The sequence below is a fragment of the Vagococcus humatus genome, from assembly GCF_003950325.1.
GTDB classification, from domain to species: domain Bacteria; phylum Bacillota; class Bacilli; order Lactobacillales; family Vagococcaceae; genus Vagococcus_C; species Vagococcus_C humatus.
The window spans coordinates 461,671-486,909 of record NZ_PXZH01000001.1 but is presented as its reverse complement, the minus strand read 5'-3'; the positions used below and the strand labels follow the sequence as shown (position 1 = coordinate 486,909).

The following is a 25,239-nucleotide window of genomic DNA, read 5'->3' as shown; positions in this document are numbered from 1 at the left end:
TCGCTTATGAACCGCAGTGTTTTAAAAAATACCGCCAAAGAAAATTTAACAGGTAAATTTGGAAAATGGCTTATTATCATCCTCATTCCAAGTATTGTCGTAGGGATTTTATACGCAGCTAGTGGGGTTTTAGTTGAGTCTTCTAACCGCTTTTTTGTTTTCTTTGGAATTTGTGTCTACATAGCCGTCTTTTTCATTAGTATTGTTTTAGACGCCTTATATACCTTTGCCAGTGTAGATACCCTAGAAAAGCCCTATCTTAACGTAGGCAATTTACTAGATGATGTGTTTGGAGATGCTAGCCGCATTATCGTGTCACAACTGTTAATGGGACTATTTATTTTCTTATGGAGCTTACTGTTAATTGTACCAGGTATTATGAAAGCTTATAGTTACCGCATGACAATGTATCTGATCAAACAACATCCTGATTTGACTCCCATGGAAGCTATTCAGTTAAGTGAGAAATTAATGAAAGGTAATCGTTTGAATTTATTTGTTTTAGACCTATCCTTTATTTTGTGGCAAATACTAGCCACCATAACATTTGGTTTAGCCCTTATTTATGTCATTCCTTATATGAATACAACCCATGTGGTCTATTTCAAAGAACTAGAAAAAGATCAGCCTTATGTTTACACAAATTAAAATTTCATGAAAATCAACACATCCACACTTTTTCCTCTTTAAATGAAAAGGTGTGGATTTTTTTGTTTTTTTATTGATAAATCAAGGGTTTCATTTTGAACTTATTTTTCTTTAAAACAGACTAAAAATAAAATTTTTTTAATGGCTGAAAAAACGATTGATTTTTTGTGAAAAAAATGGCATCTTTATCTTTCAATACATAAAAAAAGGAGTGGATGTCATGATTCTACACACAGGAGAATTAGATTCAATCATCTATCATGATGCCTTAATGATTCGGCACAAAGTTTTCGTACAAGAACAGCAACGGCCAAGAGAATTGGAATTTGCTTACGACGAAGCAAGCTGTCTTCATTTGGTTTATTATGTTCAAGATTTACCGGCTGGAACTGTTCGGTTATTACCAATGACAGCCGATTTAGTTAAAATCCAACGTATGGCTATTTTACCTGAATTTCGCGGTCAAAAGTTAGGCTCTCAACTGATTAACGCCGCGGAAGAATTGGCTAGTGTTTACGGCTATCAATCTGTGGTACTAGACGCCCAGGAACAAGCAATCCCTTTTTACGAAAAAATGAATTATGTTCCAACTGGGGAACCTGCTTTTATCCGACCAAATGCTACCATTAAAAATTTACCTATGATGAAGCAGTTAGAAGGTCAATTAAAATTAGCCTAACAACTGACGGAGAGCCCAAGATAAATAACCGTTAATTGTCTAAGATGTATCCTATGATACTTTTTCAGACAGTTAACGGTTATTTTAATTTTATTCATTTGTTATTTTTTCATCTAATCCTCTTATATTGTTTGTTTTTTTATAAATACTTGCAATTCTTTTGAAAAATATGTATTCTAGTTTTTCATGAAAAAAAAAGGAGATGAACTAATGATTTTACATACCAAAAACTTACATACTAAAATCTTCCGTGACGGAGCTAACATTCGCAAAAAGGTATTTGTTGAAGAACAACAACGGCCCCTTCGAGTAGAATTCACTTACGATGAGGCTAAATGCATTCATTTAGTCTACTATATCGATCAACGGCCTGCTGGGACTTTGCGGTTGTATCCTTTATCGGCCCATATAGCTAAAATTCAACGTGTAGCTATTTTACCTGAATTTAGAGGACAAAAGCTTGGGTCTAAAATCATTGCAGCTGGTGAAAATTTAGCAAGAGAATACGGCTACTTAGCTGTAGTACTAGATGCCCAGGAACATGCCATTCCTTTTTATGATAAATTAAACTATGTGCCAACTGGAGAAGAAACTTTTATCTTACCGAAAACCACTATTCTCCACTTACCTATGATTAAACAATTAGAGCCACTGGAACAATTAGCTTAACCTTAATAAAAAGTAGAGGGCGATGAATTCAAACTAAAAAACCGCTAAGTTCTTTTCCTCTTAAAAGAGATGCCTCCTGTAAGAGGGAAGAAACGAAGCGGTTTTTTTAGGTGAAAAAGAATGTGTTTTCACGTCACATATTAAACAAAGTGAGTAACTACAACTTTTCCCCTACTCTTTTCCTGAGTAAAAAGAAAACTGAAGTTGCTGGTGATAAAAAGATTGATTAAATAATTCCTCATCTACCTGATGCTTTAGCTGTTTCTTTGTGACAGGAAAGAGATGAATCAAAAAACAGGTTTCAGCTAATAGAAACCCTTGCAACTGGTCTGGTAGATTAGGTAAGCTTACCTGCTCTTTAAAGGAGTCCCACTGCCAGTTGAAAAACATAGCCCCCTCTTTCCTTGTTTGAAACAGACTAGCTGCTAATTCCGGCCGGTAAACACTGGTTAAATATATATACACGTACATACCTGGACAAACATAGTAACGGAACCACTGCCAAAAGTGTTGTCGTTCTGAAAAACGATGCGTCCGCTCTTGTAAAAAGTGCTGCCACTTTCTTAGCTCTTGGTAATAGGTGTGATCCCCTTGTTTTAACAAATGCTGATACACCACCCTCACGTCTTCTAAGGTTAAGCTTAATTTAGGCGCCGTGCTTTGATGATAAGTTAATAAAGGCAAAAGAATATTCGGCCTAACCCAACTGCCAGCTACTTGTTTTAATAGAAACTTACTGTAAAAGCCGTGATAGTGATTGCTTCCTTGCCACTTAGGATGTAAGGCAAATTGATAAGGATTAACTGACCACTGGGCTTTGATAACAGGAGCAGACATTAGCTGATTTAATAGCACCCAAAGTCGTATGCCAGAAATCCATTTTTTATCTGTTAATAATTGTAACAAATACTGTTGTTCCTTTTCATACGGGGAACCTGTTTCAAAATCATACACTTTCAGTTGTTGAATGACATACTCTCGGTTAGTCATCTCTTGATCCAATGTTATTTTTTCTTGCCTATCTATCTCATAAAATGATGAACTTTCCCTGATAGTTTTTTCTAAAAAAGAAAATAAATAACGTGCGCCGCAAACGACTAAAAAATCAGAATAGGTCTTATCTTGCCATTTTTCTATTAAGCTAGTTAAAAATTCCTCTTGGCTCTGCTCTTTGTCTTTAGTTAGGATTGTCAGATACTTAAATAAATCCCCCTCTAATTGCCTTCTTTTTTCCTCTTTCCGCCATCTACCACTACGCCATAAGCTATAAGCACTTAGCAGAAAACTACTAATAGGCAGTAAAAGACTGACCACTACTTTCAGTAAAGAAAAAAGAAAAACTCCTTGCTCTTGGCTACTGTTAAACATGTTGGCATCCTTTCTGCCAACCACTCTTAAAAAATCATACCAATTTATCCTCTCTAAGACAAATAAAAATTGATAAAATAATGGCAAAATATCTAGGATATTTGATTAGAAACCTAAAAAATTGTGAATTTTTTTTGTCTTTTAACAGTTTGAGTTTATTTTTTAGTATAATAAAACTTACAAGTACAGGTTTTAAAACTTGTAACCGAACACTTGTTGTGTCACATTGCTTAGATATGTTTCATATGGATAAGAAAGGATTTTCATACATGAATTGGTTGCGTGCTCATTTAACAAAACCTTTATTAATTCTCATTTGCTTATTGTTGCTACTTCCTGGTCACTTTTTAACCCAACGCTATCAAATTATCTACATTGGGTTAGTCGGTACCTTTATTCTCTTAATTATTTCCTACTTATTAGGCGGCTTACAACTGACCAGCTTACTCAAGGCTAAATACCGAAAACATCCAGCAGCCTCTGATATGTGTCATTATTGGGGAAATTTCTTTTTAATTACCAGTATTTGTTTTTTCTTTACCATTACCTTATTTTTATTAACCCCTGCTAGCTTGCATGAACTAACGTTGATTGCTATGGTTCCTACCTTAATCGCTTTTTTTAAGGCCTATCATGCAGTGAAACGACTAGTTACTGCCCATCTCTAACCCTCTTTTTTACCTAACAAAAAAACGAAGGCTCCTCTACAAGAGTCTTCGTTTTTTCTTTGAATAAAAGATAAAAAGTTTTTTACCTTGTTAGACTGTAAAACAACACTGATTCACTCATTACTTGCCAGACAGCTGTCGATATCTTTCATACCAAAGCGCCACATATTCTGGCGAAAATGGGCCACGTTCATTATTAATCCAATCCACTAAGATTTTGACATTTTCTTTTAAGATATAATCAATCTCTTTAGAATAACCCATTTGGCGACGATGATCTTCGTATTCGTCTACATCTAGTAGGCGTTTTTTGCCATCTGGGAAAATTTTAATGTCTAAGTCATAGTCAATATACTTCAACGCTTCCTCATCTAAAATTGCAGGGGATGCTAAATTGCAATAATAAGAAACGCCTTTTTCACGAATCATGGTAATAATATTAAACCAAAATTTATCGTGAAAATAGACTAAAGCTGGCTCCCGTGTAACCCATCTCCTTCCGTCAGATTCTGTTACTAGCGTGTGATCATTTACGCCAATAATTGAGTGTTCGCTTGTTTTTAAAACCATGGTATCTCGCCATGTTCGATGTAAGCTGCCATCATGCTTGTAACTTTGAATCGTGATGAATTCGCCTTCTTTTGGAATGCGCATGTTTTGAACCTACTTTCCATCAACGCTTCATTTTGGCATAATGCCCGTACCATTTCGTTAACTATTATAGCATAAAAAAAACGAATAGATAGCAAAAACTATCCATTCGAAATAATTTTATTCTTTGTTAAAACTTCTAACATTTTTTGTTGGGGCTTAGGAAAGGCATAGGTTGAAAACTCTTTAGGGTGAACCCACTGTGTCTCTTCTTCAACATCTAAGACTTGGTTAGATAACATCGTTCCTTGCGCCATTAAGAGATGCCACTTCCGGTGACTAAACACATGAGTCACTTCACCAATAGGCCAAGGTTTAAACTGACCCTCTATTCCTAATTGTTCCAATTGCTCTTCAAATAACGTAGTGGTTTCTGCCACGTTTAAAAAAGAAAGCTGACCTTGTTCTTTTTCTAAATAAGTTTTCGGCTCACTGACCCATTGTTGCTGCATCTCTTGGTAAATTTCTTTTGAGACACTAACTAAAGGAAATGTCCAAAAGTTTCCTAGTAAGCCGTGTTTTTTTCGACGAGTTAAACACATTTTACCGTTTTCGTCTATTAAAACAAGGGCAATATAATACTCGGGAATGGTTTTAACCTTACCTAATTTAACAGGATAATCTGTCATGTTCCCTTCTTTAAAGGCTTCACAGTAAGCTGATAAAGGACAGGCTTCGCAGACTGGTTTAGTCGGGGTACAAATACTGGCACCTAAATCCATAATAGCCTGATTAAAACTACTAGGATCCTTTTGTGAGATAACCTGTCTTACCACCCCTTCAAACACGTGCCGAGTAGCAGGTTTACTAATGTCTTCTGTTATTTTAAACAAGCGACTAAACACTCGCATAACATTTCCGTCTACAGCTGGTTCTGGTTGGTTAAAGGCAATACTAGCAATCGCTCCTGAAGTATAAGGCCCAATCCCTTTTAGACTTTGAATGTCTTTTATATCGGTTGGCATCTCACCAGAAAACTCAGTCATAATCTGCTTAGCTGCCACTTGCATATTTCTCACCCGTGAATAATAACCTAGTCCTTCCCAAGCTTTTAACAGTTTCTCTTCTGGAGCTTCTGCTAGATCAGACACTTCCTCAAACCATGACATAAACCGATTGAAATAAGGAATCACTGTTTTGACTTGGGTTTGTTGCAGCATAATTTCAGACACCCATATGGCGTAAGGGTCTTGTCTTCTTCGCCAAGGTAAATCCCGCTGATGTTGATCATACCAAGCTAAAAAATCGGCTTGAAACTGGCTAACCTCTTCTTCTGTCCACTGGCTTAAATACTCCTGAATTCGTGTATCTCTGTCTTCTTTAGTCTTCTTCATCTTCTAATTCTTTCTCTCCAATAAATTCTTGTATCATCCCTATATCAAAGCCTTTTTGATACAAAGATTGTAAGGTTTTTTGCTTACGAATAGCTAACCCTTTTCTTTCGTGTTTACGCCAAAGTTTCTCTCCTTCACGGCGGAGTAAGGCTACCTCTTCTTCTGGATCTTTTTCTACAGATAAATTAGCCATTACCTGATCAATCACCTCACCAGTAAATCCCTTTGTCATTAAAAACAGACGGGTTTTTTGAAGCTGTTCTTTATAGCTTTTTCGTTGGTACTTAACTAAGGCTTTTTCTGCCACATGACTGGCTATTTCTTGTTCTGTTTCTTCAGTAAACAGCGGTAAAACTTGGTCTACCACCTCTTGTTTCACCCCTTTTTGTCGTAACTTTTGTGCCACGACTTTTGGCCCTTTGTCAGAGGTACGCATCATGGTTCTAACATAACTTTCTCCGTAACTAACATCATCTAAGAGATGCAAGTCTTTTAAGCGAGCAATAATTTCCCGCCGACTACTTACGTCAATCTCCTGTTTAGCTAAATAATCCCAGATTTCTTTTTCCGTACGCATTTGATAATTTAAATAGACTAAGGCTCGCTGGTAGCCTAAATCTAGTTGACTGTCTGCTTGAATCTTTAAAAAATCAGCTTCCGTTAACACGGTGCCTTTTAATAATCGGTGACGTACCATAACGTCTTCTGAAACCTGTAACGTACTTCCGTCATGAAAGCATAACGTATAATAGCCTTTTTTACTTGTTTCTACTTGGGCAATCGTTTTGTCCAAAAGACCTCCCACCTTTCTTTTCCTGTCTAACTATATCATAAACCTAGCTAACTAGCAGTGTTTTTACTTGCTACATAAGAGATATCTTGCATAAAAAACTAGTTATTTTCACTGGCAAAGCTAACAAAATAAGGTATACTTAACAACGAGAGAAAGACTAGAAAGAAATAGGTGAGTCTATGAAGATCCAACACACATTAAAAGAAAATCAAGCCATCACCCTACCGATTAAACGCTTAGGGATTAACGGAGAAGGCATTGGCTATTTTAGAAAAACCATTTGTTTTGTAAAAGGCGCTTTGCCTGGGGAAACAGTGAAAGCCACTATCACTCGAGTCGCTCCCAAATTTGTGGAAGCCAAAACAGAGAAAGTCCTAAAAAAAAGTCCTGAAAGAATTACCCCACCTTGTGAGATTTATGACACATGTGGAGGGTGTCAGCTGCAACACTTGAGTTACCAAGGACAACTGGCATTTAAACGAGATGTGGTGAAACAAGCCTTGCATAAATTTAAACCTAAAGGCTACCAGCGTTATACCCTAAACCCAACCATTGGCATGGAAACGCCTTGGGGTTACCGAAATAAATTACAATTTCAAATGAGACAGACACAAGCAGGGACTTGCTACGGAGGATTGTATCAACCAGATAGTCATCAACTTGTGCCTATTGAAACTTGCCCGGTTCAGCACCCAGCTACTACTCACGTTTACCAACAAGTTTTAGCTATTTGTAACCAACTTAAGTTAGAGATGTATCACGAAAGAAAAAATACCGGCTGGCTGAAAACCTTAATGGTGCGAGTGGGAATCAAAACTGGAGAAGTTCAAGTCGTGTTTATCACAAGAGATGCTACCTTCCCTAAAAAAGCAGAGGTCCTAACGCTGATTGAAGAAAGATTACCTACTGTCGCATCTGTTATGCAAAACGTGCAACCTAAAAAATCTTCCCAAATTATGGGAGAGGAAACCATTCATTTAGCTGGTAAAACAAGGATTGAAGAACACTTAGAAGAAGTTATCTTTGACTTATCTCCTAAAGCCTTTTTCCAGTTAAATCCGCTTCAAACTGAAGTGCTTTACCAAGAAGCGAGAAAAGCTTTGGCAGCGAAACCAACAGACATTGTAGTAGATGCCTACTGCGGTGTAGGAACGATTGGCCTAAGTCTAGCCAGTCACGTGAAAGAAGTTTGGGGCATGGATACCATTGATCAAGCCATTACTGACGCTAAAGAAAATGCTAAACGAATAGGGGTGACTAACGCTCATTACCAAGTAGGCCAAGCGGAAACCTTACTCCCACAGTGGTTAAAACAAGGACTAAAACCCACTGCTGTTGTAGTAGATCCTCCGAGAACTGGCTTAGGAGAAGCCTTTATCACTAGCCTTTTAACCTATCCAGTCGAAAAACTAGTGTATGTTTCTTGTAACCCTTCCACTCTAGCAAGAGATTTAGTTAAACTTACCCAAGTCTACAACGTTCACTACTTGCAATCTGTGGACATGTTCCCCCAAACTGCCCGAGCAGAAGTGGTAGTTAAATTAACGAAATTAACCAAATAATTTAGCCTGTTAAAAGAGTGATTGTGTCACTCTTTTTTTATGTTCCCTACAAAAAAACTCTCTTTGACTCGTCATAGTCAAAGAGAGTTTTTTGGCTAATATTCATCAAATAAAGACAGACTGGTCTGTTCATAGTAGTCTGCTACTTCTTGCAGGGATAGTTTAGGCAGACAATTAGCTTTGTTTAAATAAAACTGTAGCTCTGCCCACCTTTTAATCAACAGATTTTTCTCTAAATAAACAGGCTGACTTTCTTTTGCCTGACTAAACCGAGCGAATAAAGCGGATAAGCGATTAGGTACTTCGACTTTCACTTCCATCTCTTCTCCTTCTAGTAGTAAGCCTAGAAACTGATAATAAAAACTGACGTAATTAATCGCTTTTTTAACTGTCTGACGAACAGTAGCCAGTTGCCGGTTTAATGCAAGCTGGAGCTGATCAGTAAAACATAAAATAGTTCCTAGAGACTGATTGTTCACTTGATATTTATCTAAAGCATCTAAATAGTATAAATTATACCAAACATTTTTAGGGGCATCTAGGGCATCAACAGGTTGAAAAATATAGATAGAATTGATATAGGGACAATGATAAGGGGAACGACCTTCTACTGTTTTAATTAAGTCTTTCAAAACATCTTTTGGCAGTAAAAACCGATGATGATCTAACTCTCCGATTAACTGTTTAGAGGTTTTTTGACAAATAATCGGGGAGGCGTTTTCATTAATAAGTAACCCATGCTGCTTATTCCGGTACATGACATCTAACACAAGCATCGTATTGGACTGAATCCCAGCTGACAATTTAACTTCCGCATACTCTAAAAATGACTCTGGTTGACTGACTAAAAATACTTGCTCTGTTTTCATCTGTTGGTAACGTTGTTCCTTTTTTTCTAAATCCATCTACTTAGCTCCCATTCTGGTTATTTTTATACGAATTTGACAAAAAATACTTAGAATTTATCGAACTTATCCTTATTATAAAAACATTTCATTTGTTATGTAAATACTCTTATGAATTTTTTCTTAATTAATCTCAATTTTAGCCAATCTTTTTTTTATCTAACCTGTGTTTTTTTATATACTGACTAAGAACTGGCCAGTATCCTAAGACAAAGGAACATGAACTATGATAAATGATTCACAGCGACGCATCCAACTATTCAATCAGTACCAAAAAATGATTTACAGTGCCCTTAAAAAAGCCAACGTTTCTCTTTTAGATGAGGATTATGAAGATTTAGTCCAATTAGGTAGTGTCATCCTACTGGAACAAATTGATGAACTATTACATGACCCAAGCATTGATCAAACCAAGTGGCAAGGCTACATGTTTCAAAAAATTTATTGGAAAATGATCGATACTCTTAGAAAACGCAGGGTTAACGGAGATCACGCTACCCTGACTAAAGAAGGGATCTTACCTGATTCTCTGATTTTCCCTAATCTAGAAGAAAAAATTTTCTTTAAAGAATTGATGATGATTGTGGAAAATTACCTAACACCAAAAGAGCGCCGGTTGTTTTATGATCTAGTCAATCCAGAACTAAGTAGACGACAATTAGCCAAAAATTACGGGATTTCCCCTAAGACCCTTTACCGTCACCAACATCTGTTAAAAGAAAAAATAAAAAAATTAGCCATTTGGGGGTAACACCTGGCTAGTTCATTTCGTTACTATATATGTCAGCTGATAACTAACCAATCAAAAAGGAGAACAACAACATGGAATTATGGGAAAAAACGACGTTAGAGATGATGTTCACTGCACCAGGTCAAGAAAAAGAGGTAAAACAAGTGCTGCGTAACGCTACAGCCAATGTTTCCCCTGTGGCTGTCCACACCATCGGTCAAGCACTAGAAACACTATTACCAACAGATCACCACTACGAAGCCGGCGTTACGATTGTCCAAACCAGATTAGTCCCTGAAGTGACACCACCAGAAGAAGAAGCACGTTAATTACTACGACTAAAAAAGACAAGAAAAAGGAGAAACTATTATGAAACAATTACGCTTAGTTTTTAGCAACAGTGAAGACAAACAAACTACTTTCCGGCAAAATTTATGCCAAGAAGATTTACCACGAGAAGTGATTGAAGCGGCGATGACAGTCATTAGTGACAGCCATCTCTTTGTCAAAGACGGCATTGACCTGTACGCGACGCCAAAAGCTGCTTATTACACAGAAACTATTGTTACCCCAATTTTTGGTGACACAACTATTTAACCAGCCTTAACTGTTTTACTTTAACCATGAAGTACATGATCAACCAATCAAAAATAATATATGCGAACCACTCTTTTTCACACAAAGAACCCTCTAGTCCTCTCTCATTTGAGAAGACTAGAGGGTTTTCATTTAGATAGATTGCCGACCTTCTTTAATCCCTGTTTGTTTGAAGACACAACTCACTGTTTTAACTAGACAATATAAATCAAAAGAGAGAGATTTTTTTAGGACATATTCTCCGTCAAAAGAAGCTTTTTCTTCATCAGTTAATTCATCTCGTCCATTAATTTGAGCCCAACCTGTCACGCCTGGTTTAACCTGATTGGCCCCATTTTTATCTCGCAAGTCAATTAAGTTTTTTTGATTATAAAGAACCGGACGTGGCCCGACTAAACTCATCTCCCCTTTTAACACATTTAACAATTGAGGTAATTCATCTAAGCTAGTTTTTCTTAGAAACTTACCTACTGGGGTAATGTATTTATCTGGTTGATGAAGATCCGCTGTAGGACACTGTTTAGGTGCATCTATATACATCGTCCGAAATTTATAGAGGTAAAAAGGTTGTTTATTTTTACCGACACGTTTTTGTTTAAAAAGAATTGGACCTGGAGATGTCAGTTTAATAGCAAGAGAAATCCCGACACTTAATAAAATAATCCCTCCAACAACAAGCCCTACGATAATTTTCAACATACTACTAACCTCTCTTTTAGTTTTAATCCACTAACCTTGTCTACTATAACATATAAGTTATAAGACAAAAAAGAGAAATCAGCTAAAATAGCTGACTTCCCTTTTGATTTAATCTCGTCTGAATAAATCTCTCGTATAGACTTTATCTTCCACATCTTCTAATACCGCATCAAACCGGTTAGAAACAATCACATCACACTTCTCTTTAAATTCATCTAAATCTAACATAACTTCTGAATTAAAGAAAGTCTCTGCTTTTAAAGTCGGTTCATAGACTACTACTTCAATTCCTTTAGCTTTTAAGCGTTTCATTACTCCTTGAATAGAAGAGTATCTAAAGTTATCTGAATTAGATTTCATAGTTAATCGGTAAATCCCCACAACTTTAGGCTGTTTAGCTAAAATTTGATTAGCCACAAAATCTTTACGAGTCGTATTAGAAGCCACAATTGCCCCAATAATGTTATTAGGCACATTTTCATAGTTGGCTAATAATTGTTTGGTATCTTTCGGTAGACAGTAACCACCGTAGCCAAAAGATGGATTGTTGTAGTGACTACCAATCCGTGGATCAAGTCCTACTCCCTCGATGATTTGTTTGGTATCTAGTCCTCTTAACTCCGCATAAGTATCTAATTCATTAAAATAAGACACACGTAACGCTAAGTAAGTGTTAGAAAATAGCTTAATAGCTTCTGCTTCTGTCGAGTCCACTAATAAAACAGGGGCACTTTCTTCTACAGTATTTTCTAAAAACATGTGGCCTATTTCACTAGCCCGTGTAGAATTTTCCCCAATAATAATCCGAGAAGGATATAAATTATCATATAAAGCCTTACCTTCCCGTAAAAATTCAGGAGAGAAAATAATATTATCTATCCCAAATTTTTCTTTCATCTCTTTTGTATAGCCAACTGGAACTGTTGACTTGATGATAAAAGTCGCTTTAGGATCGGCTGCTAGTACTTTTTCTAACACATCCTCCACTGTGGACGTATCGAAATAATTTTTCTTTTCATCATAATCTGTCGGTGTAGCAATAATGTAATAATCTACATCAGAAGAAATAGCTTCACTTAATACATCTGTATAAGTGAGATGAAGATCATCCCGCTTAACGAAATCTTCTATCTCTTTATCTACTAAAGGAGAAACCTTTTGATTAAGTAACTCTATTTTTTCTGATACGATATCATAAGCGACTACCTCCTCTTTTTGAGAAAGTAGTAAAGCGTTAGCTAACCCAACATACCCTAAACCAAATACTGAAATTTTCATAGTTACCCTTCTTTTACTTTAGTTAATTTCCAATAATTATATAATGGATTAATTTTACATACCGTTGTTAAAGACAAATAAATCGTCGCTCCTATAAGAGCTTGTATCAAGGTAGTTAAAATAGTACTAGGAAAATTACCCGTTAACTGCCTTACACAAAAGACCATTAATAAACCAATCGCTAAGTTACCAAAAATTTGTTTTAAATCAAACCTAAAATGCGTTTCTTTTATAAAAGACCTAGTCCGAATAAATGTCACAAAAAATTCAGAACAAATCGTTGCCACAATAGCACCATATATTCCAATACTAGGAATTAATAATAAGTTAAGCAGTATACCAAGAATTGCTCCCATAATAACCGCAATATTATAAACTTTTATCCTATTCATTGGTAGAAGATACTGTCTTGACACACCCATACCTAGTGGAATAATGACAATTAAAATAGATAATATAGGAATATAATCATTTAACTGGATAAATTTCAATCCAAAAAACCAGTAGACCAATTTATCGTAGATAGCCCACATACCACACATAATCGCAATAGAAAAATACAGCTGAAAATGCAAGCTATAATTAATTATCTCTAACATTTTTTGTGTATTTTTTTTGGAAAATAAATGACTCATTTTAGGCATTAGTACTAAATCTAATGTGGTAAGTATAGTTACAAAAATAGTATTAATCAGCACAGCATTGGAATAAAAACCTACGTCGGTTTTATTAGAGAGTAAACCTAGTAATGTTTTATTCATATTCGTATAAAGGACAATTGATACTTTCGGGATAAAATAAGTCAATGCTGGTTTAAAGTGAGACATAATACCATTTAGCGTGACTTTATGATAGGTGATTAAGTTTTTTAAATAAAACCAGACTACACCTTGTGATAGAATAATAGACGCAACTTGAATGATAACATACTTATAAAGATCATTTGGTTCTTTAATACATAAAAATATAAAAATAAAAGCTATCATATTAATAGCTAAATTAGTCATACTAGTTTTTTTAAAATCTTCTAACCCCATAAAAAACCAAGATATATCTAAAATAGTCGCCAAAATTACTAAACCTTGAATCACATATAACAATTGATATTCTTTCACTAAAAAAAGTATCATCATGAGATATAACACAAAGGATATGACTGAAAAAATAAGTTGAATATAAAAAATTTCCCAAAAAGTTTTAGAGCGCTTTTCTTTTGAATCTCGGTTCATCGCTACTTCCCTATTAGCGTAAACATTTAAGCCTAAACTAGCTATTAAAATAAAATATTGAGAAATAGAATTGATATAGTTATATATCCCAATTCCTTTTGGTCCTAATGCTTGAGAAACAATTGGAATAGTGATAATCGGTAATAGTAGCTTAGCTATTTGAAAAATAGACTGATAAGCGAAATTTTTAATGACTTTATTCATATTAATCTCCTATATATTTTGGAGGTAAATCTATAAGTGATCCAAGATATTCTGACGCTTCTTTTGTATAATAAGTTGCCATGCCAGCTACAGGAGTAAACGTTAACTCTCCAAACACAATTTTGCCGTCAATATCATATAAATCTACTCTAACAAAAGGAAAATCTTTTGAAAGAATTCTGGCATACTCGACCATTTTACCAAACGTCCTTGGCTTTACAGGAGTAGATTTAGAGCTATCTTTACTAAAGTTTAATGGTTGCCAATCTAAATCTAAAAAATGTCTCTCATATTGATTATTTCCATCTCTATCAGTAATAACATTGACAAATTTAGGTATGCCATTGAAACAAAAAATTTTATAATCTGTCGGAAAAGTCCCTGTATTATCTTCTAAATATCTCTCACAAATAATTTTAGGAAGCATTTTACTATAATGAGGCTCAATACTAACCTTTCCAAAGTCCTCCTTCAGCCATTTATCTAATTGATTTTTGACTAATAGTTCATCTAATTCATTTTTATTTTTAGTAACGAACATAGTTCCACAGGCATTGTTCGTTTTTAATGCAAAGGCTTGTGGAAGTTCTTCCCAATCTATTTCATTAGCATTATCATAAACACCATATAATTCGTTTAAAATTTCACCACAATCTTTTTTCTCTATATATTCTCTCACTGCATATTTATCAGCAGCTTGAACAACTAAAGGATGTTGCCAGTAAAGTTTAAGCCATTGAATCTTCTCATTAAAATTAGTCGGATTTTTTAAGTTTAAAAATGATTTTGTATTTATCGTGTAAACAAATTTAGTTGCATAAATAGGCGAAACTTTATTCAAGTGATTTTTGATAATAGTATATGGATATTTCAATATTTTTTTATACATAAAACCCCTCTTTAAATTTATTTCTAGCTAAAACGCCATATAAGCTTAATAATTCTATATTTCCGTAAAATTATTGAAATTTCTATAGATTTTAACATTTTTATATTTTATAAAACTCTTTATACCATTCTGCAAAGTTTCTAAGACCTTCTCTTAACGGTGTACTTGGTTTAAAACCAAAGTCACGTTGTAAAGGTGTAGTATCCGCATATGTAACAGGTACATCTCCAGGCTGCATTGAAACTAATTTTTTATGGGTGTCAAAATCATAGTCTTCTGGAAGAACTTTAGCTTGAATAAGTTCTTGCTGTAAAATATCTACAAAATCAAGCAAATTCTCTGGTTGACTATTTCCAATATTGTAAACAGCATAAGGTGGAATAGGTAAACCATCATCTCCTACTTGTTTTTTAGGAGGACACTCTATAACTCGTTTTACCCCTTCTACGATATCATCTATATAAGTGAAATCTCGCTTACAATTACCATAGTTAAAAATTTCGATGGTTTTGCCTTCACGTAGTTTATTAGTAAACCCAAAATAAGCCATATCTGGTCGACCAGCCGGACCATAGACAGTAAAGAAGCGCAATCCAGTCGAAGGAATATTATATAATTTGGAATAAGAATGAGCCATTAACTCATTGGATTTTTTAGTTGCAGCATAAAGTGAAACAGGATTATCTACTCTATCCTCTGTAGAATAAGGTACCTTTTTATTTGAACCATAGACGGATGAACTAGATGCGTAGACCAAATGTTCTACGCCACTTTCACCATCATCATATGAATGACGGCAAGCTTCTAAAATATTGTAAAACCCAATCATATTAGATTCTATGTAAACGTCAGGATTAGTAATTGAATAGCGAACTCCTGCTTGTGCAGCCAAATTAACAACAATTGATGGCTTATACTCATCAAAAAGTTGATCAATTAATTCTTTGTCTGCAATAGAACCTTTAATAAAAGTCCACTTATTTTCGCTAAAGTTATTAGCAGCTTCTTCAATTTTTTTCAATCGATATTCTTTTATAGACACGTCATAATAATCACTCATATTATCAATGCCGATGATATGAATATTTGATTGTGTTTTAAGTAATTCTAAAGCAAGATTTGAACCGATAAAACCAGCTGAACCAGTGATGATTATTTTTTTTTTCATAAATTTCTCCAAATTATTGTTTTTTAGTATTTATAATTATCTATTCTCAATTTGTACTTTATTATCTTCAACTATTAATAAACCTAAAAACAATATAAGACTAGAGGTACCTGATAATATATAATTATATGTTCCCATTACTGAGATATATGTTAATAGAGATAAAATATACAAACTTTTTATATTGTTTTTAGTCATATACTTATTGTATGAAAAACCTAAAAAAACACCCAAAAAAACTGAAAATAAATAACATCCCAAATATCCACCAGTATCTAAAAACTTAAAATACATTGTATAAAAGTAATTATAGTGATCCGAAGATCCTATATAATGTGGAGCTCTTATATAACGTAACATTTCATCATTATCAAGTATAGGAATATTAAACAATGTTTTTAAGCTATCAATAAAAGAATTTATTCCACCTATATATTCTTGTATTATTGAATAGTTAGATAAGCGCAATCCTTCATTATATTCATCAAAAAATTTTGAAAACATATAGTTTGAGCCTGAATGATCTATAATAAAACTATCAATACTATGTTTAATTACATTAACATTTGAATTAGTTCTTAATGAAAACACAATTAACGTAGGTATAGAAATAATCACTGAAACCCTTATTAAATATTTTTTTCCTTTTTCAGTTATCTTGATATTACTCAAACAAACTATCAGTATTATAAATATAACAAGTTTTAATACTTCTATACGGCTTTGCATAATAGTAACAAACAAAAGAAAGTTAGCTATAGTTATTAACTCATATTTTTTTTTACTTCCAAAAAACATACAAGTACTATATACCATGTCGAAAAAAGCAAATCCTCTAATAAAATATTGATAAATGTAATAAATTGTTGGATTATAATAAATCTTCATATATTCATCAGAATTATATGAGACACTATAACTTATATTTCTAACTTGAGTAGACATTATATCTCCACCCAATATTTTTTTAAATAAATTAATAAAAATAAAAACACTCAAGATAAAAGAAAACCATCTAACAAATTGTAATATAATATTTTTATAATTATCGCTCATCCTTATTTGTTTCATTTTTAGAATCCATATTTTTTTTGATGAGGTACTTACCACTGTACTTATACACAATAAAATAATATTACTTGCTAAAAATAGAGATGAAACATATGTTGGCTTATATTGACCTAAATATCCACTTCTTCCCATTAAAAACCAAATTAAATAAAAAAATAATATTAAAAAAACAGGATTAAATATTTGATTATAAAATTTATTACTTAATATCATAAAAAAAATCATCAATATAAAGGTAATATATAAAAATATTTGCATAATCATTTTAATTCTCCACTTTTTCTAAAATAGCTTCTTTAACAGGATTAAATCCAGTACTATAATCAAAATAGCCATACGAATAAGTTCTAATTTCTTTTGTAATTTGTTTAACACTTTTATTATTTATATATATTTTTTTATAAAATTTTACAATTTCTTCTATATCAATTGCTGTATCATCAGAAGGGACTTTTAAATAATATGGAAAATTTTCCATATTATCAAATTCAGTTAAAACTCCTGAAACAATCGGTATTCCCCTAGCTGCATATTCTTTTCCTTTTAATGAACTATTATACTTTACACCTGATCTATGTCTTCCAAGTGAATCTATGGCAATATCTGTTCTATTACAAATTTTTGTAAGTTCTTCTCCTTCTTGAAAGCCATAGAATATTATAGAATCTTGTAATCCGAGTTTTTTAGTCAATTTTTTGAGAGAAGGTATTTCTTTTCCCTCCCCTACAACATTTAATAATATTTTATATTTTCCTGAATAGTTGGATATTCCTAATATGAGCCGATCTAATCCATGCCAATAATTAAAATTAGCTATACTTGTCATTATAATAGTATTTTTTTTTAGACAAGAAGTCGTTCGCATTGGAACCAAAGAAAAATCAACACAATTAGAAATCATTATTGTTTCAATATCCCAAATAAATTTATCATTAGAATAAGTTATTATTTTATCAACTACTTCATTTAATTTTTTTTCACAAAACTTACTTTTTAATATCAATAATTTTGATATACCTTTATATTCTTTATGAAAAGGATAGGTAGGTACCTCCATCAAAATTAGTAACTTAGAATTATTTTTCTTTATATTTCTTAATATATTCAAAAATTTTCTTGTAAGTGTAGGTTTCCTAATATAAATAAAATCTTTACCCATTGCTTTTTTTTTTAGGATATTACGTTGTTTATCTCTTTTACTATTAACTATGGGCAACAAAAATAAAATTTTGTCTAAAAAAGATTGATTACAAGGTAGACTTAATATTTCAATTGAAGAAATATCTTCTAACTGATTTATTTGTGACAAAACTTTCTTTTCTATCCCATCACCTGCAATTCCTTTTTCAATGGCTACACCTTCTGAAAAATATAATCCTTTCATATTCCTTTACCTCTCTTTTTTTAAATTAACGAATGATTTTAGATTATTATTTTTTATATTCAGCTATTTTAACATTGTTTTTTACCATTTGTTTATAAAAAATATCATTATCATTTAAGTTAGGATTTGTAGAAAATGATGATGGAGCCATCACAATTTTTGATTGGTTATCTGATAAATAGCTCCCCCACCAAGAAAAAGAACTATTAGATATAATAAAATCCTTACATGAATATAATAATCTCAAGGATTCAATAGCATTAAATCCTTCAATATAAACAACATCATATGGAAAATCATAATTTTTTTTCACTTTACTCACATCATCAGTAAAAATAAAAAAAGATGAATCTTTATTTATTTTTTTTAGTTTATCCATACATTCATAAAAATAATTAGGTGTACATACATATGTTAATGGATCTTTAACATAATCATCTCCAACTCTTATACTGACACCAACAGAATCCGTATTATTAATTAATTTTAAAATTTCTTTTTCTTTTTCTGTTAAAGGGACTTTCACCTTTAATTCAGAACAAATTATCTCTTTATATTTTTCGAAATACTTTTCACTTTGAAAATAGCCATATATATATTTATTTTTTTTAGTTAAACCCTTCGTGCTTGTATCATAATAGCAAAAATCAAAATTGTATAAAAATCCTAGATTACAAAAAAAATTATAGCTATTTTCGCCTAAGCACGGTTTCTTTAAAATAGTTCTTACAATTTTATGAGATACTCTATAAAATTTCTGTGTTAACCTAACTAAATTATAATTTAAATTTGAAAATTTAATACTCTGAAAATCTGTATATCGTACATTTAACTTATCTAAATCATATTCTCTTACTTTGTATTTTTTATATGAACTTGTATCAATATATAAATCTTTATCTTCAGATTCTAGCTGTATTGCTCTAGCAAAAGCATACTGGAACATTTGATTACCTAACCCACCAATTGATCTCAAAATTATCAAAATATCACTACTCCTTTATAAATTTATCTATATCTTAATTTACCACAAAGAATTATTAACTTATATTTATTTTTTTTTAATATTGATATAAATGGATATGTTTTTTTCATCATGTTTTTGATATCAACAGAATATATAGAATCAAACAATTTATTACATTGCATTATACGTTCTTCACATTTTCTATTCAATGTATTTTCATCTGAATAGATTTTAGACATATTAGATATAGAAATTATTGTTGACGTTATATTAAAAGAATTCAGCGTATTAGCATATTCTTCATAAATACCTTCTTTTTTTAAAAAACTATCAATCTGTTTTACTGCTTCTCCCCACGGGTCATCATGCAATAATTTTGATTGACTATTTTCATGATTTACATAATAATATACCGGTTTATTTTCAAGAAAAGATATTTGTTTAGAATAATATAAAACTTTAAAACTATATAAAGCTTCTTCTCCTATGCTTTGCTCAGTATAATAAATTTTGTTTTGTTTAATAATTTCTGTTCTAACTGCTTTACGTACACCCCCCCAAGGGATTTTACCAGTCATTTGAGATCTTATAAGTCTATCTTTAGAATAGTTTCGATAGCGTGACATAAATTCATTACTCAACAATTTTCCTTGTGAATTTATCTGACAAACATCAATAAAAACAACGTCACTAATTTGGGCTTTAGGTACTAAATATTGAAAATACTCTAAATCTAAATAATCATCAGAATCCAAAAATACTATATACTCTCCTGTTGCTTGACAGATTCCTTGATTTCTTGCAATACCAGGACCAGAGTTTTTTTGCCAAATACTCTTAATTCTAGAGTCTTCTTTAACAAATGCTTGTATGATAGAAGAACTATTATCATCGGACCCATCATCTACTAAAATTAACTCCCAATTCTTATAACTTTGATGAACAACACTTAATATACATTTTTTTAAGTATAACTCAGCATTATAAACTGGTACAATAACAGATATTTTCATTAATTTTAAACACCTTCCAACCTACATATTAACTTCTCAAAAATTTCTTATATAAAATTTTTTGTAAACCTATTGGACAAATATACATAATTGATTGTCCCATCGCTACAACCAAATAATCCACAAAAGACGCATATCCCATCTTCCAAAATTTCTTAATTGTATTAATATAACTCCTAGAATTTTCCCAACTTTTACGTCTCTTCGCTAAATCGTCATCTGCTCTAAACCAAAGCAAAGAGTTTTCAAAATTACTGGCTAAACATCCACCATATAACATACGTCCAAATAAATCTACATCTTGATTTCTTTTTAAATCATCATATCCTCCAAATTTTAACACATCACTTTTTTTATACATAACAGTTGGATGATTGAAAGCACTCCTTCTTTTTGCAAAAGTGTATATCTCATCTGAAGTAATCGGAACTACTCTTCGACCAGTAATATTATTAATATTACCGTTAAATTCATCAATCGCAGATCCTAAAATAGAAATTTCAGGATGATTTTCAAAAAATAAAACTTGCTTCTCACACCTATCCAATTTGGAAATATCATCCGTATCCATTCTAGCAACTAAATCATTTTTACAATGATTCAACCCGAAGTTCAACGCTAGGCCCAATCCTCTGTTTGTTTCATATCCAATAATATTAAAAAGATTTGGATATCTATTTGTAAAATGATCTAAAACTTCTTGTAATTGAAAAGTAATTGGTCCATCTTTTACTATTATTATTTCATCAGGTTTTAAAGTTTGATTTACCATGCTTTCGATTGCTTCTGTTAAATATTCAGGTTTTTCTTTTATATATAAAGACATTAAAACGCTATATTTTTCCATTTAAAATCCCTTTTTATTTAATTATTTAAAATTTTTTTTGCTTTTTCTTGAAGCTTATAGTATTTCTCTTCATCAACTTGAGATGAATTTAATAAATAATCTCCGTAGTCTTCAGCAGTTTCCATACCTTCTTGAGAAATGCCTTCTTGTTTAATAAAAGCTTTAAGAACGGTTTGTAAAATAATTTTTACATCTCCTAAAAATGTAATCTCTCCTAGATAAGTTAAGTCCCAATTTAATTTTTCATCCCAATCAATATTATTCCGACCATTAACTTGAGCTAAACCTGATAAGCCTGGACGAATTGAGTGGCGTTTTCTTTGCTTATCCGTCATAAAAACCATATCTCTAACTAATTGAGGCCTTGGCCCAACAAGACTCATATCTCCTTTTAAGATATTAAATAATTCTGGAAGCTCATCAAGACTAGTTGCTCGTAGTTTTTTACCAAAGGAAGTCAGTCTAACCTCATCAGGTAAAAGATCCCCCTCTTCATCACGCTCATCTGTCATAGTCCGGAATTTATACATCTTAAAAATTTGCTCATCTTTACCAGGTCGTAACTGAGAAAAAATCACTGGACTACCCAATTTCACTCTCACTAATAAAGCCACAAGTAAATATAGCCAACTAAATAAAATAAGAGCTGAAAGAGATAAAATTATATCAAGCAGTCGCTTGATATATCTTTCATAAATAGATGTGCTTTTTTTCATGTAGCTCTTTCCTACTTTCTCATCATTATTCAAAACAAGCTTTAACCATTTGGATAATTTTTTCTTGTTGTTCCACAGTCATTTTATTATCTGAAGGTAGACATAGACCACGATGGAAAATATCCATACCTACATCTAATGGTAAATTATCTTGTCCTACTGCTCCACCAGAGATATAGGCATTAGTTTTTGCTCGACCATTTCCTTCTCGTGTGACAAAGCCATTCATTCGGTAAATAGGTTGCATATGCATAGGTTTCCAGATAGGTCTTCCTTCTGCATTAAAGGAAGCTAATACTTCTAAAATTTCAGTTGGACAAGTTTTTCCAGGCTCACTTATGTATAAAACTTCTTGCTCTCCTCTTACTTGTTTACACATAGCTTCATCATCAATCAACAAACAAGATAACCAAAAATTAGGTTCTGACTGTTTAGCGTCATAAGGGTTCATTTTGACTGGTAAATCTTTAAATCCTTCTTGATATCTGTTGTATATAGCTTTTTTTTGAGCGATATGTTCCTCTAAGTAAGGAAGTTGTCCTCTAACTACTCCTGCAATAACATTACTCATTCGGTAGTTATAGCCAAGTTCTTCATGTTGATACCAAGGAGCATTTTCTCTAGATTGGGTTGACCACTTTCTTACTTTATTAGCTGCTTCTAAGTCATCTGTTAAAAGCACACCTCCTGCAGAACCTGTAATGATTTTATTGCCATTAAAAGAAATGACGTTGTAATCCCCAAATAATCCTGTTTGTTTTCCTTTATAAGTTGCGCCAAAAGACTCGGCAGCATCTTCTATCAGTTTTGCTCCGTGAGTATCACAGATAGCTTTAATTTCATCTATTTTTCCAGGTGTTCCGTATAAATGTGCTACAACGACTAATTTAACTTCAGGATATAACTCAAAAGCTTTCTCTAAAGCTACTGGGTCCATATTCCATGTATCATACTCTGTATCAATGAATACTGGAATACCTCCCTCATAAACAACAGGATTCACAGTCGCATCAAATGTCATGTCACTACAAAAAACTAACTCTCCAGGTTGGACTCCTGCTAATTTCATTGCCATATGAAGGGCAGCTGTTCCTGCAGATAAAGCCACTGCATAGTGACATCCGACTTTTTGACAAACCAATGCTTCAATTTCATTAATATTCGCTCCAACTGTTGACATCCAGTTGGTTTCATAAGCTTCTGTCATATAAGCAAGAGATTCTGGGTGCATAGTAGGACTAGACAACCAAACTTTTTCATCAAATTTTTTAAACCCATGTTCTTTATTATTAAACATATTCTAACTCTCCTTTGACTTCTTCTTGCTTACTCATACTTGATTCATTAGCAAACTTCACAACTTCTTTTGCTAAGGCTTCATCATCTTCTGGTAATTGTTGTAAAAATGTTTCAATTGTTGGAAAATCAAAACCGGAAATGTTGCCAATGAAAATTTTGTCATGAACTTGTTTCGGTGATTTTTCTTTATCTACTAATAGCTCTTCATATAGTTTTTCTCCGGGCCGAATACCTGTTTCTATAATGTCAATTTCATTTTCTTGATAACCGCTTAACTCTACCATGCGTTTGGCTAAATCATAAATTTTAACTGGTTCTCCCATATCTAAAATAAAGATTTCACCACCTGCAGCAAGTGAGCCTGCTTCAATGACTAGGCGGCTTGCTTCTGGTATCGTCATGAAAAATCTAGTCATCCGAAAATCTGTCACTGTCACTGGTCCACCTTTTTCGATTTGTTCAGTGAACAGTGGCACCACACTTCCCCTACTACCTAGTACATTGCCAAAGCGAACGGCTGAAAATTTAGTTTTTCCTGTTTCATTTAGACTAGTGACAATCATTTCAGCTAATCGTTTAGTAGCGCCCATCACATTAGGAGGTCGAGTAGCTTTATCGGTAGAGATCATGACAAAAGATTTTACCTTGTGAGCTTTAGAGGCTTCTGCCACATTTTTAGTACCGTACACATTATTTTTTACAGCTTCTCGTGGGTTGTACTCCATAAGTGGCACATGTTTATGAGCTGCTGCATGGTACACAATATCTGGGTGATAAGTCGCCATGACTTCAAAAATACGTTCTCTATCTTGGACGTCTGCTATGATAGGTACAATTTGGATGTCTTTTGCTCCTTCTGTTTGGAGAAGTTCTCTATGAATCTGATAAATAGAATTTTCTCCGTGACCTAGTAGCAACATTTTTTTCGGTTTAAACCGAAAAACTTGGCGGCAAATTTCTGAGCCAATCGACCCTCCTGCCCCAGTGACTAAAATTGTTTGATTTTCCAGTTGTGTCGCAATTTTTTGCATATCCAACTTCACTTCTGCTCGGCCAAGTAAATCTTTAATCTCCACTTTTTTCAGTTTAGTGGCTTGGACACTGCCGTTTACGATTTCTTCCATAGAGGGCATAGTATTGATAACACAGTCTAGAGGTTGGATAATATTTAAAATTCTTTCATATTCCGTTGGATTTAAAGAAGGAATTGCTATAGTTAACAAATCAATGTGTTCTTCTTTGACTAGTTTAGGGATATCTTTAGTAGTACCTAAGACTTTCATGCCATTGATGAAAGTATCTTTTTTATTCAGGTCATCATCCACAAACCCCACCACTTCCATTTGATTAATAGAGCGGTTGTGACGCAAATCATTGGCGATTAGTACTCCCCCATTACCTGCTCCAATGATTAACACTCGCTGGCAATCTTTAGGATGAGTCAGTTGATTTTGTTTGTATTCGCACATAATCCGCCAAGCAATCCGACTAGCCATGATAAAAAACATGGATAACAAGTAAACCAGTAACAAATATCTTCGGCTATAAGCGTGATCTAATAAAACTAAACAAATGATAAATTCTATAAAAGCTGAGGCCATTAAGGCTTTAAATATATCGATCAATTCTTTTAAGCTAGTGTATCTGTTTACTCGTTGGAAAACATGGAAAAAAGTGCCGAAAAAAAGATAGCCAATCAACTGGATGGCTAACACAAATAAAAACTTGTGAGGTAAAATCAAGTCAAAAGGTTGCATGTAGAGATAGGCAATCCCATTAGCCAGTAAAATTAATAGCGTGTCTACTGTTAAAATAATTAAGCGTTTTGCCCGTCTGGTCAATAACTCCATAAATCCATCTACTTCTTTCTA

General features: G+C 33.1%; 26 protein-coding genes. 8 read left to right on the top strand and 18 right to left on the bottom strand.

The annotated features are described in order from the left end of the window. The first annotated feature begins 6 nt into the window (after nt 1-6). The 3 genes from C7P63_RS02285 to C7P63_RS02275 all read left to right on the top strand — a co-directional run bounded on the left by C7P63_RS02285 (nt 7) and on the right by C7P63_RS02275 (nt 1,996). Nucleotides 7-648: a DUF975 family protein gene (locus C7P63_RS02285; protein WP_125942541.1), complete on the top strand. Its 642-nt coding sequence runs from the start codon at nt 7-9 to the stop codon at nt 646-648. A gap of 220 nt (nt 649-868) precedes the next feature. Further along, entirely contained in the window at nt 869-1,327 is a 459-nt protein-coding gene (locus C7P63_RS02280; protein ID WP_125942540.1) for a GNAT family N-acetyltransferase, read from the top strand. A 210-nt stretch (nt 1,328-1,537) separates the two neighbouring features. Then, entirely contained in the window at nt 1,538-1,996 is a 459-nt protein-coding gene (locus tag C7P63_RS02275) for a GNAT family N-acetyltransferase (protein ID WP_165863751.1), read from the top strand. Nucleotides 1,997-2,167: 171 nt separating this feature from the next. Here the strand turns inward: C7P63_RS02275 and C7P63_RS02270 are convergent, their stop codons facing one another. Continuing rightward, complete coding sequence (locus C7P63_RS02270) at nt 2,168-3,364, bottom strand: hypothetical protein (RefSeq protein WP_125942538.1); 1,197 nt, start codon at nt 3,362-3,364, stop codon at nt 2,168-2,170. A gap of 269 nt (nt 3,365-3,633) precedes the next feature. On the opposite strand from C7P63_RS02270, the gene C7P63_RS02265 reads away from it, so the two are divergent. After that, entirely contained in the window at nt 3,634-4,032 is a 399-nt protein-coding gene (locus C7P63_RS02265) for a hypothetical protein (RefSeq protein WP_125942537.1), read from the top strand. A 120-nt stretch (nt 4,033-4,152) separates the two neighbouring features. Here C7P63_RS02265 and ntdP read toward each other — a convergent pair whose 3' ends face one another. The 3 genes from ntdP to recX all read right to left on the bottom strand — a co-directional run bounded on the left by ntdP (nt 4,153) and on the right by recX (nt 6,810). Next, nucleotides 4,153-4,686 (bottom strand): nucleoside tri-diphosphate phosphatase, encoded by a 534-nt coding sequence (ntdP, locus tag C7P63_RS02260; RefSeq protein ID WP_125942536.1) that lies wholly within the window; start codon nt 4,684-4,686, stop codon nt 4,153-4,155. A 98-nt stretch (nt 4,687-4,784) separates the two neighbouring features. After that, nucleotides 4,785-6,017 carry an A/G-specific adenine glycosylase gene (gene mutY / locus C7P63_RS02255; protein WP_125942535.1) on the bottom strand — a complete coding sequence of 411 codons (1,233 nt, stop codon included), beginning with the start codon at nt 6,015-6,017 and terminating at the stop codon, nt 4,785-4,787. Beyond that, the gene (gene recX / locus C7P63_RS02250; RefSeq protein WP_125942534.1) at nt 6,004-6,810 is read right to left on the bottom strand and encodes a recombination regulator RecX; all 807 of its coding nucleotides are present in this window, start codon (nt 6,808-6,810) and stop codon (nt 6,004-6,006) included. The genes mutY and recX overlap by 14 nt, the downstream gene beginning before the upstream one ends. Nucleotides 6,811-6,989: 179 nt before the next feature. On the opposite strand from recX, the gene rlmD reads away from it, so the two are divergent. Beyond that, nucleotides 6,990-8,372: a 23S rRNA (uracil(1939)-C(5))-methyltransferase RlmD gene (gene rlmD, locus C7P63_RS02245; protein ID WP_125942533.1), complete on the top strand. Its 1,383-nt coding sequence runs from the start codon at nt 6,990-6,992 to the stop codon at nt 8,370-8,372. A 95-nt stretch (nt 8,373-8,467) separates the two neighbouring features. Here the strand turns inward: rlmD and C7P63_RS02240 are convergent, their stop codons facing one another. Then, nucleotides 8,468-9,277 (bottom strand): ubiquitin family protein, encoded by an 810-nt coding sequence (locus C7P63_RS02240; protein WP_125942532.1) that lies wholly within the window; start codon nt 9,275-9,277, stop codon nt 8,468-8,470. 226 nt (nt 9,278-9,503) lie between these two features. On the opposite strand from C7P63_RS02240, the gene C7P63_RS02235 reads away from it, so the two are divergent. From C7P63_RS02235 to C7P63_RS02225, 3 genes are all read left to right on the top strand, one after another. Next, entirely contained in the window at nt 9,504-10,028 is a 525-nt protein-coding gene (locus C7P63_RS02235) for a sigma-70 family RNA polymerase sigma factor (protein WP_125942531.1), read from the top strand. A gap of 71 nt (nt 10,029-10,099) precedes the next feature. Beyond that, the gene (locus tag C7P63_RS02230; RefSeq protein ID WP_125942530.1) at nt 10,100-10,336 is read left to right on the top strand and encodes a hypothetical protein; all 237 of its coding nucleotides are present in this window, start codon (nt 10,100-10,102) and stop codon (nt 10,334-10,336) included. A 40-nt stretch (nt 10,337-10,376) separates the two neighbouring features. Further along, nucleotides 10,377-10,604, top strand: a complete 228-nt coding sequence (locus C7P63_RS02225; protein ID WP_125942529.1) for a DUF2922 domain-containing protein — start codon at nt 10,377-10,379, stop codon at nt 10,602-10,604. 132 nt (nt 10,605-10,736) lie between these two features. Here C7P63_RS02225 and C7P63_RS02220 read toward each other — a convergent pair whose 3' ends face one another. The 13 genes from C7P63_RS02220 to C7P63_RS02160 form a co-directional block, all read right to left on the bottom strand. Beyond that, nucleotides 10,737-11,303: a sugar transferase gene (locus C7P63_RS02220; RefSeq protein ID WP_125942528.1), complete on the bottom strand. Its 567-nt coding sequence runs from the start codon at nt 11,301-11,303 to the stop codon at nt 10,737-10,739. Nucleotides 11,304-11,411: 108 nt separating this feature from the next. Next, nucleotides 11,412-12,581 (bottom strand): nucleotide sugar dehydrogenase, encoded by a 1,170-nt coding sequence (locus C7P63_RS02215; protein WP_125942527.1) that lies wholly within the window; start codon nt 12,579-12,581, stop codon nt 11,412-11,414. A 2-nt stretch (nt 12,582-12,583) separates the two neighbouring features. Then, nucleotides 12,584-14,014: an oligosaccharide flippase family protein gene (locus C7P63_RS02210; protein WP_125942526.1), complete on the bottom strand. Its 1,431-nt coding sequence runs from the start codon at nt 14,012-14,014 to the stop codon at nt 12,584-12,586. Nucleotide 14,015: 1 nt separating this feature from the next. Next, on the bottom strand, nt 14,016-14,903 hold the full coding sequence (locus C7P63_RS02205) for an ATP-grasp fold amidoligase family protein (protein ID WP_125942525.1): 888 nt from the start codon (nt 14,901-14,903) through the stop codon (nt 14,016-14,018). A gap of 100 nt (nt 14,904-15,003) precedes the next feature. Beyond that, nucleotides 15,004-16,071, bottom strand: a complete 1,068-nt coding sequence (locus C7P63_RS02200) for an NAD-dependent epimerase/dehydratase family protein (RefSeq protein ID WP_125942524.1) — start codon at nt 16,069-16,071, stop codon at nt 15,004-15,006. Nucleotides 16,072-16,107: 36 nt separating this feature from the next. Further along, complete coding sequence (locus C7P63_RS02195; RefSeq protein ID WP_125942523.1) at nt 16,108-17,406, bottom strand: O-antigen polymerase; 1,299 nt, start codon at nt 17,404-17,406, stop codon at nt 16,108-16,110. A gap of 1 nt (nt 17,407) precedes the next feature. After that, on the bottom strand, nt 17,408-18,526 hold the full coding sequence (locus C7P63_RS02190; protein ID WP_125942522.1) for a glycosyltransferase: 1,119 nt from the start codon (nt 18,524-18,526) through the stop codon (nt 17,408-17,410). A 46-nt stretch (nt 18,527-18,572) separates the two neighbouring features. Beyond that, a complete protein-coding gene (locus C7P63_RS02185; protein WP_125942521.1) occupies nt 18,573-19,511 on the bottom strand; it encodes an alpha-1,2-fucosyltransferase in 939 nt (312 codons plus the stop codon). Nucleotides 19,512-19,534: 23 nt separating this feature from the next. Next, nucleotides 19,535-20,506 carry a glycosyltransferase family 2 protein gene (locus C7P63_RS02180; protein WP_125942520.1) on the bottom strand — a complete coding sequence of 324 codons (972 nt, stop codon included), beginning with the start codon at nt 20,504-20,506 and terminating at the stop codon, nt 19,535-19,537. A 28-nt stretch (nt 20,507-20,534) separates the two neighbouring features. Then, the gene (locus C7P63_RS02175; RefSeq protein ID WP_125942519.1) at nt 20,535-21,353 is read right to left on the bottom strand and encodes a glycosyltransferase; all 819 of its coding nucleotides are present in this window, start codon (nt 21,351-21,353) and stop codon (nt 20,535-20,537) included. Between the two features lie 17 nt (nt 21,354-21,370). Next, nucleotides 21,371-22,069 carry a sugar transferase gene (locus C7P63_RS02170; RefSeq protein WP_125942518.1) on the bottom strand — a complete coding sequence of 233 codons (699 nt, stop codon included), beginning with the start codon at nt 22,067-22,069 and terminating at the stop codon, nt 21,371-21,373. A gap of 25 nt (nt 22,070-22,094) precedes the next feature. Continuing rightward, a complete protein-coding gene (locus tag C7P63_RS02165) occupies nt 22,095-23,366 on the bottom strand; it encodes a DegT/DnrJ/EryC1/StrS family aminotransferase (RefSeq protein WP_125942517.1) in 1,272 nt (423 codons plus the stop codon). Further along, nucleotides 23,359-25,218 (bottom strand): polysaccharide biosynthesis protein, encoded by a 1,860-nt coding sequence (locus tag C7P63_RS02160; RefSeq protein WP_125942516.1) that lies wholly within the window; start codon nt 25,216-25,218, stop codon nt 23,359-23,361. Before C7P63_RS02160 ends, C7P63_RS02165 begins: the two co-directional genes overlap by 8 nt. Nucleotides 25,219-25,239 lie beyond the last annotated feature (21 nt).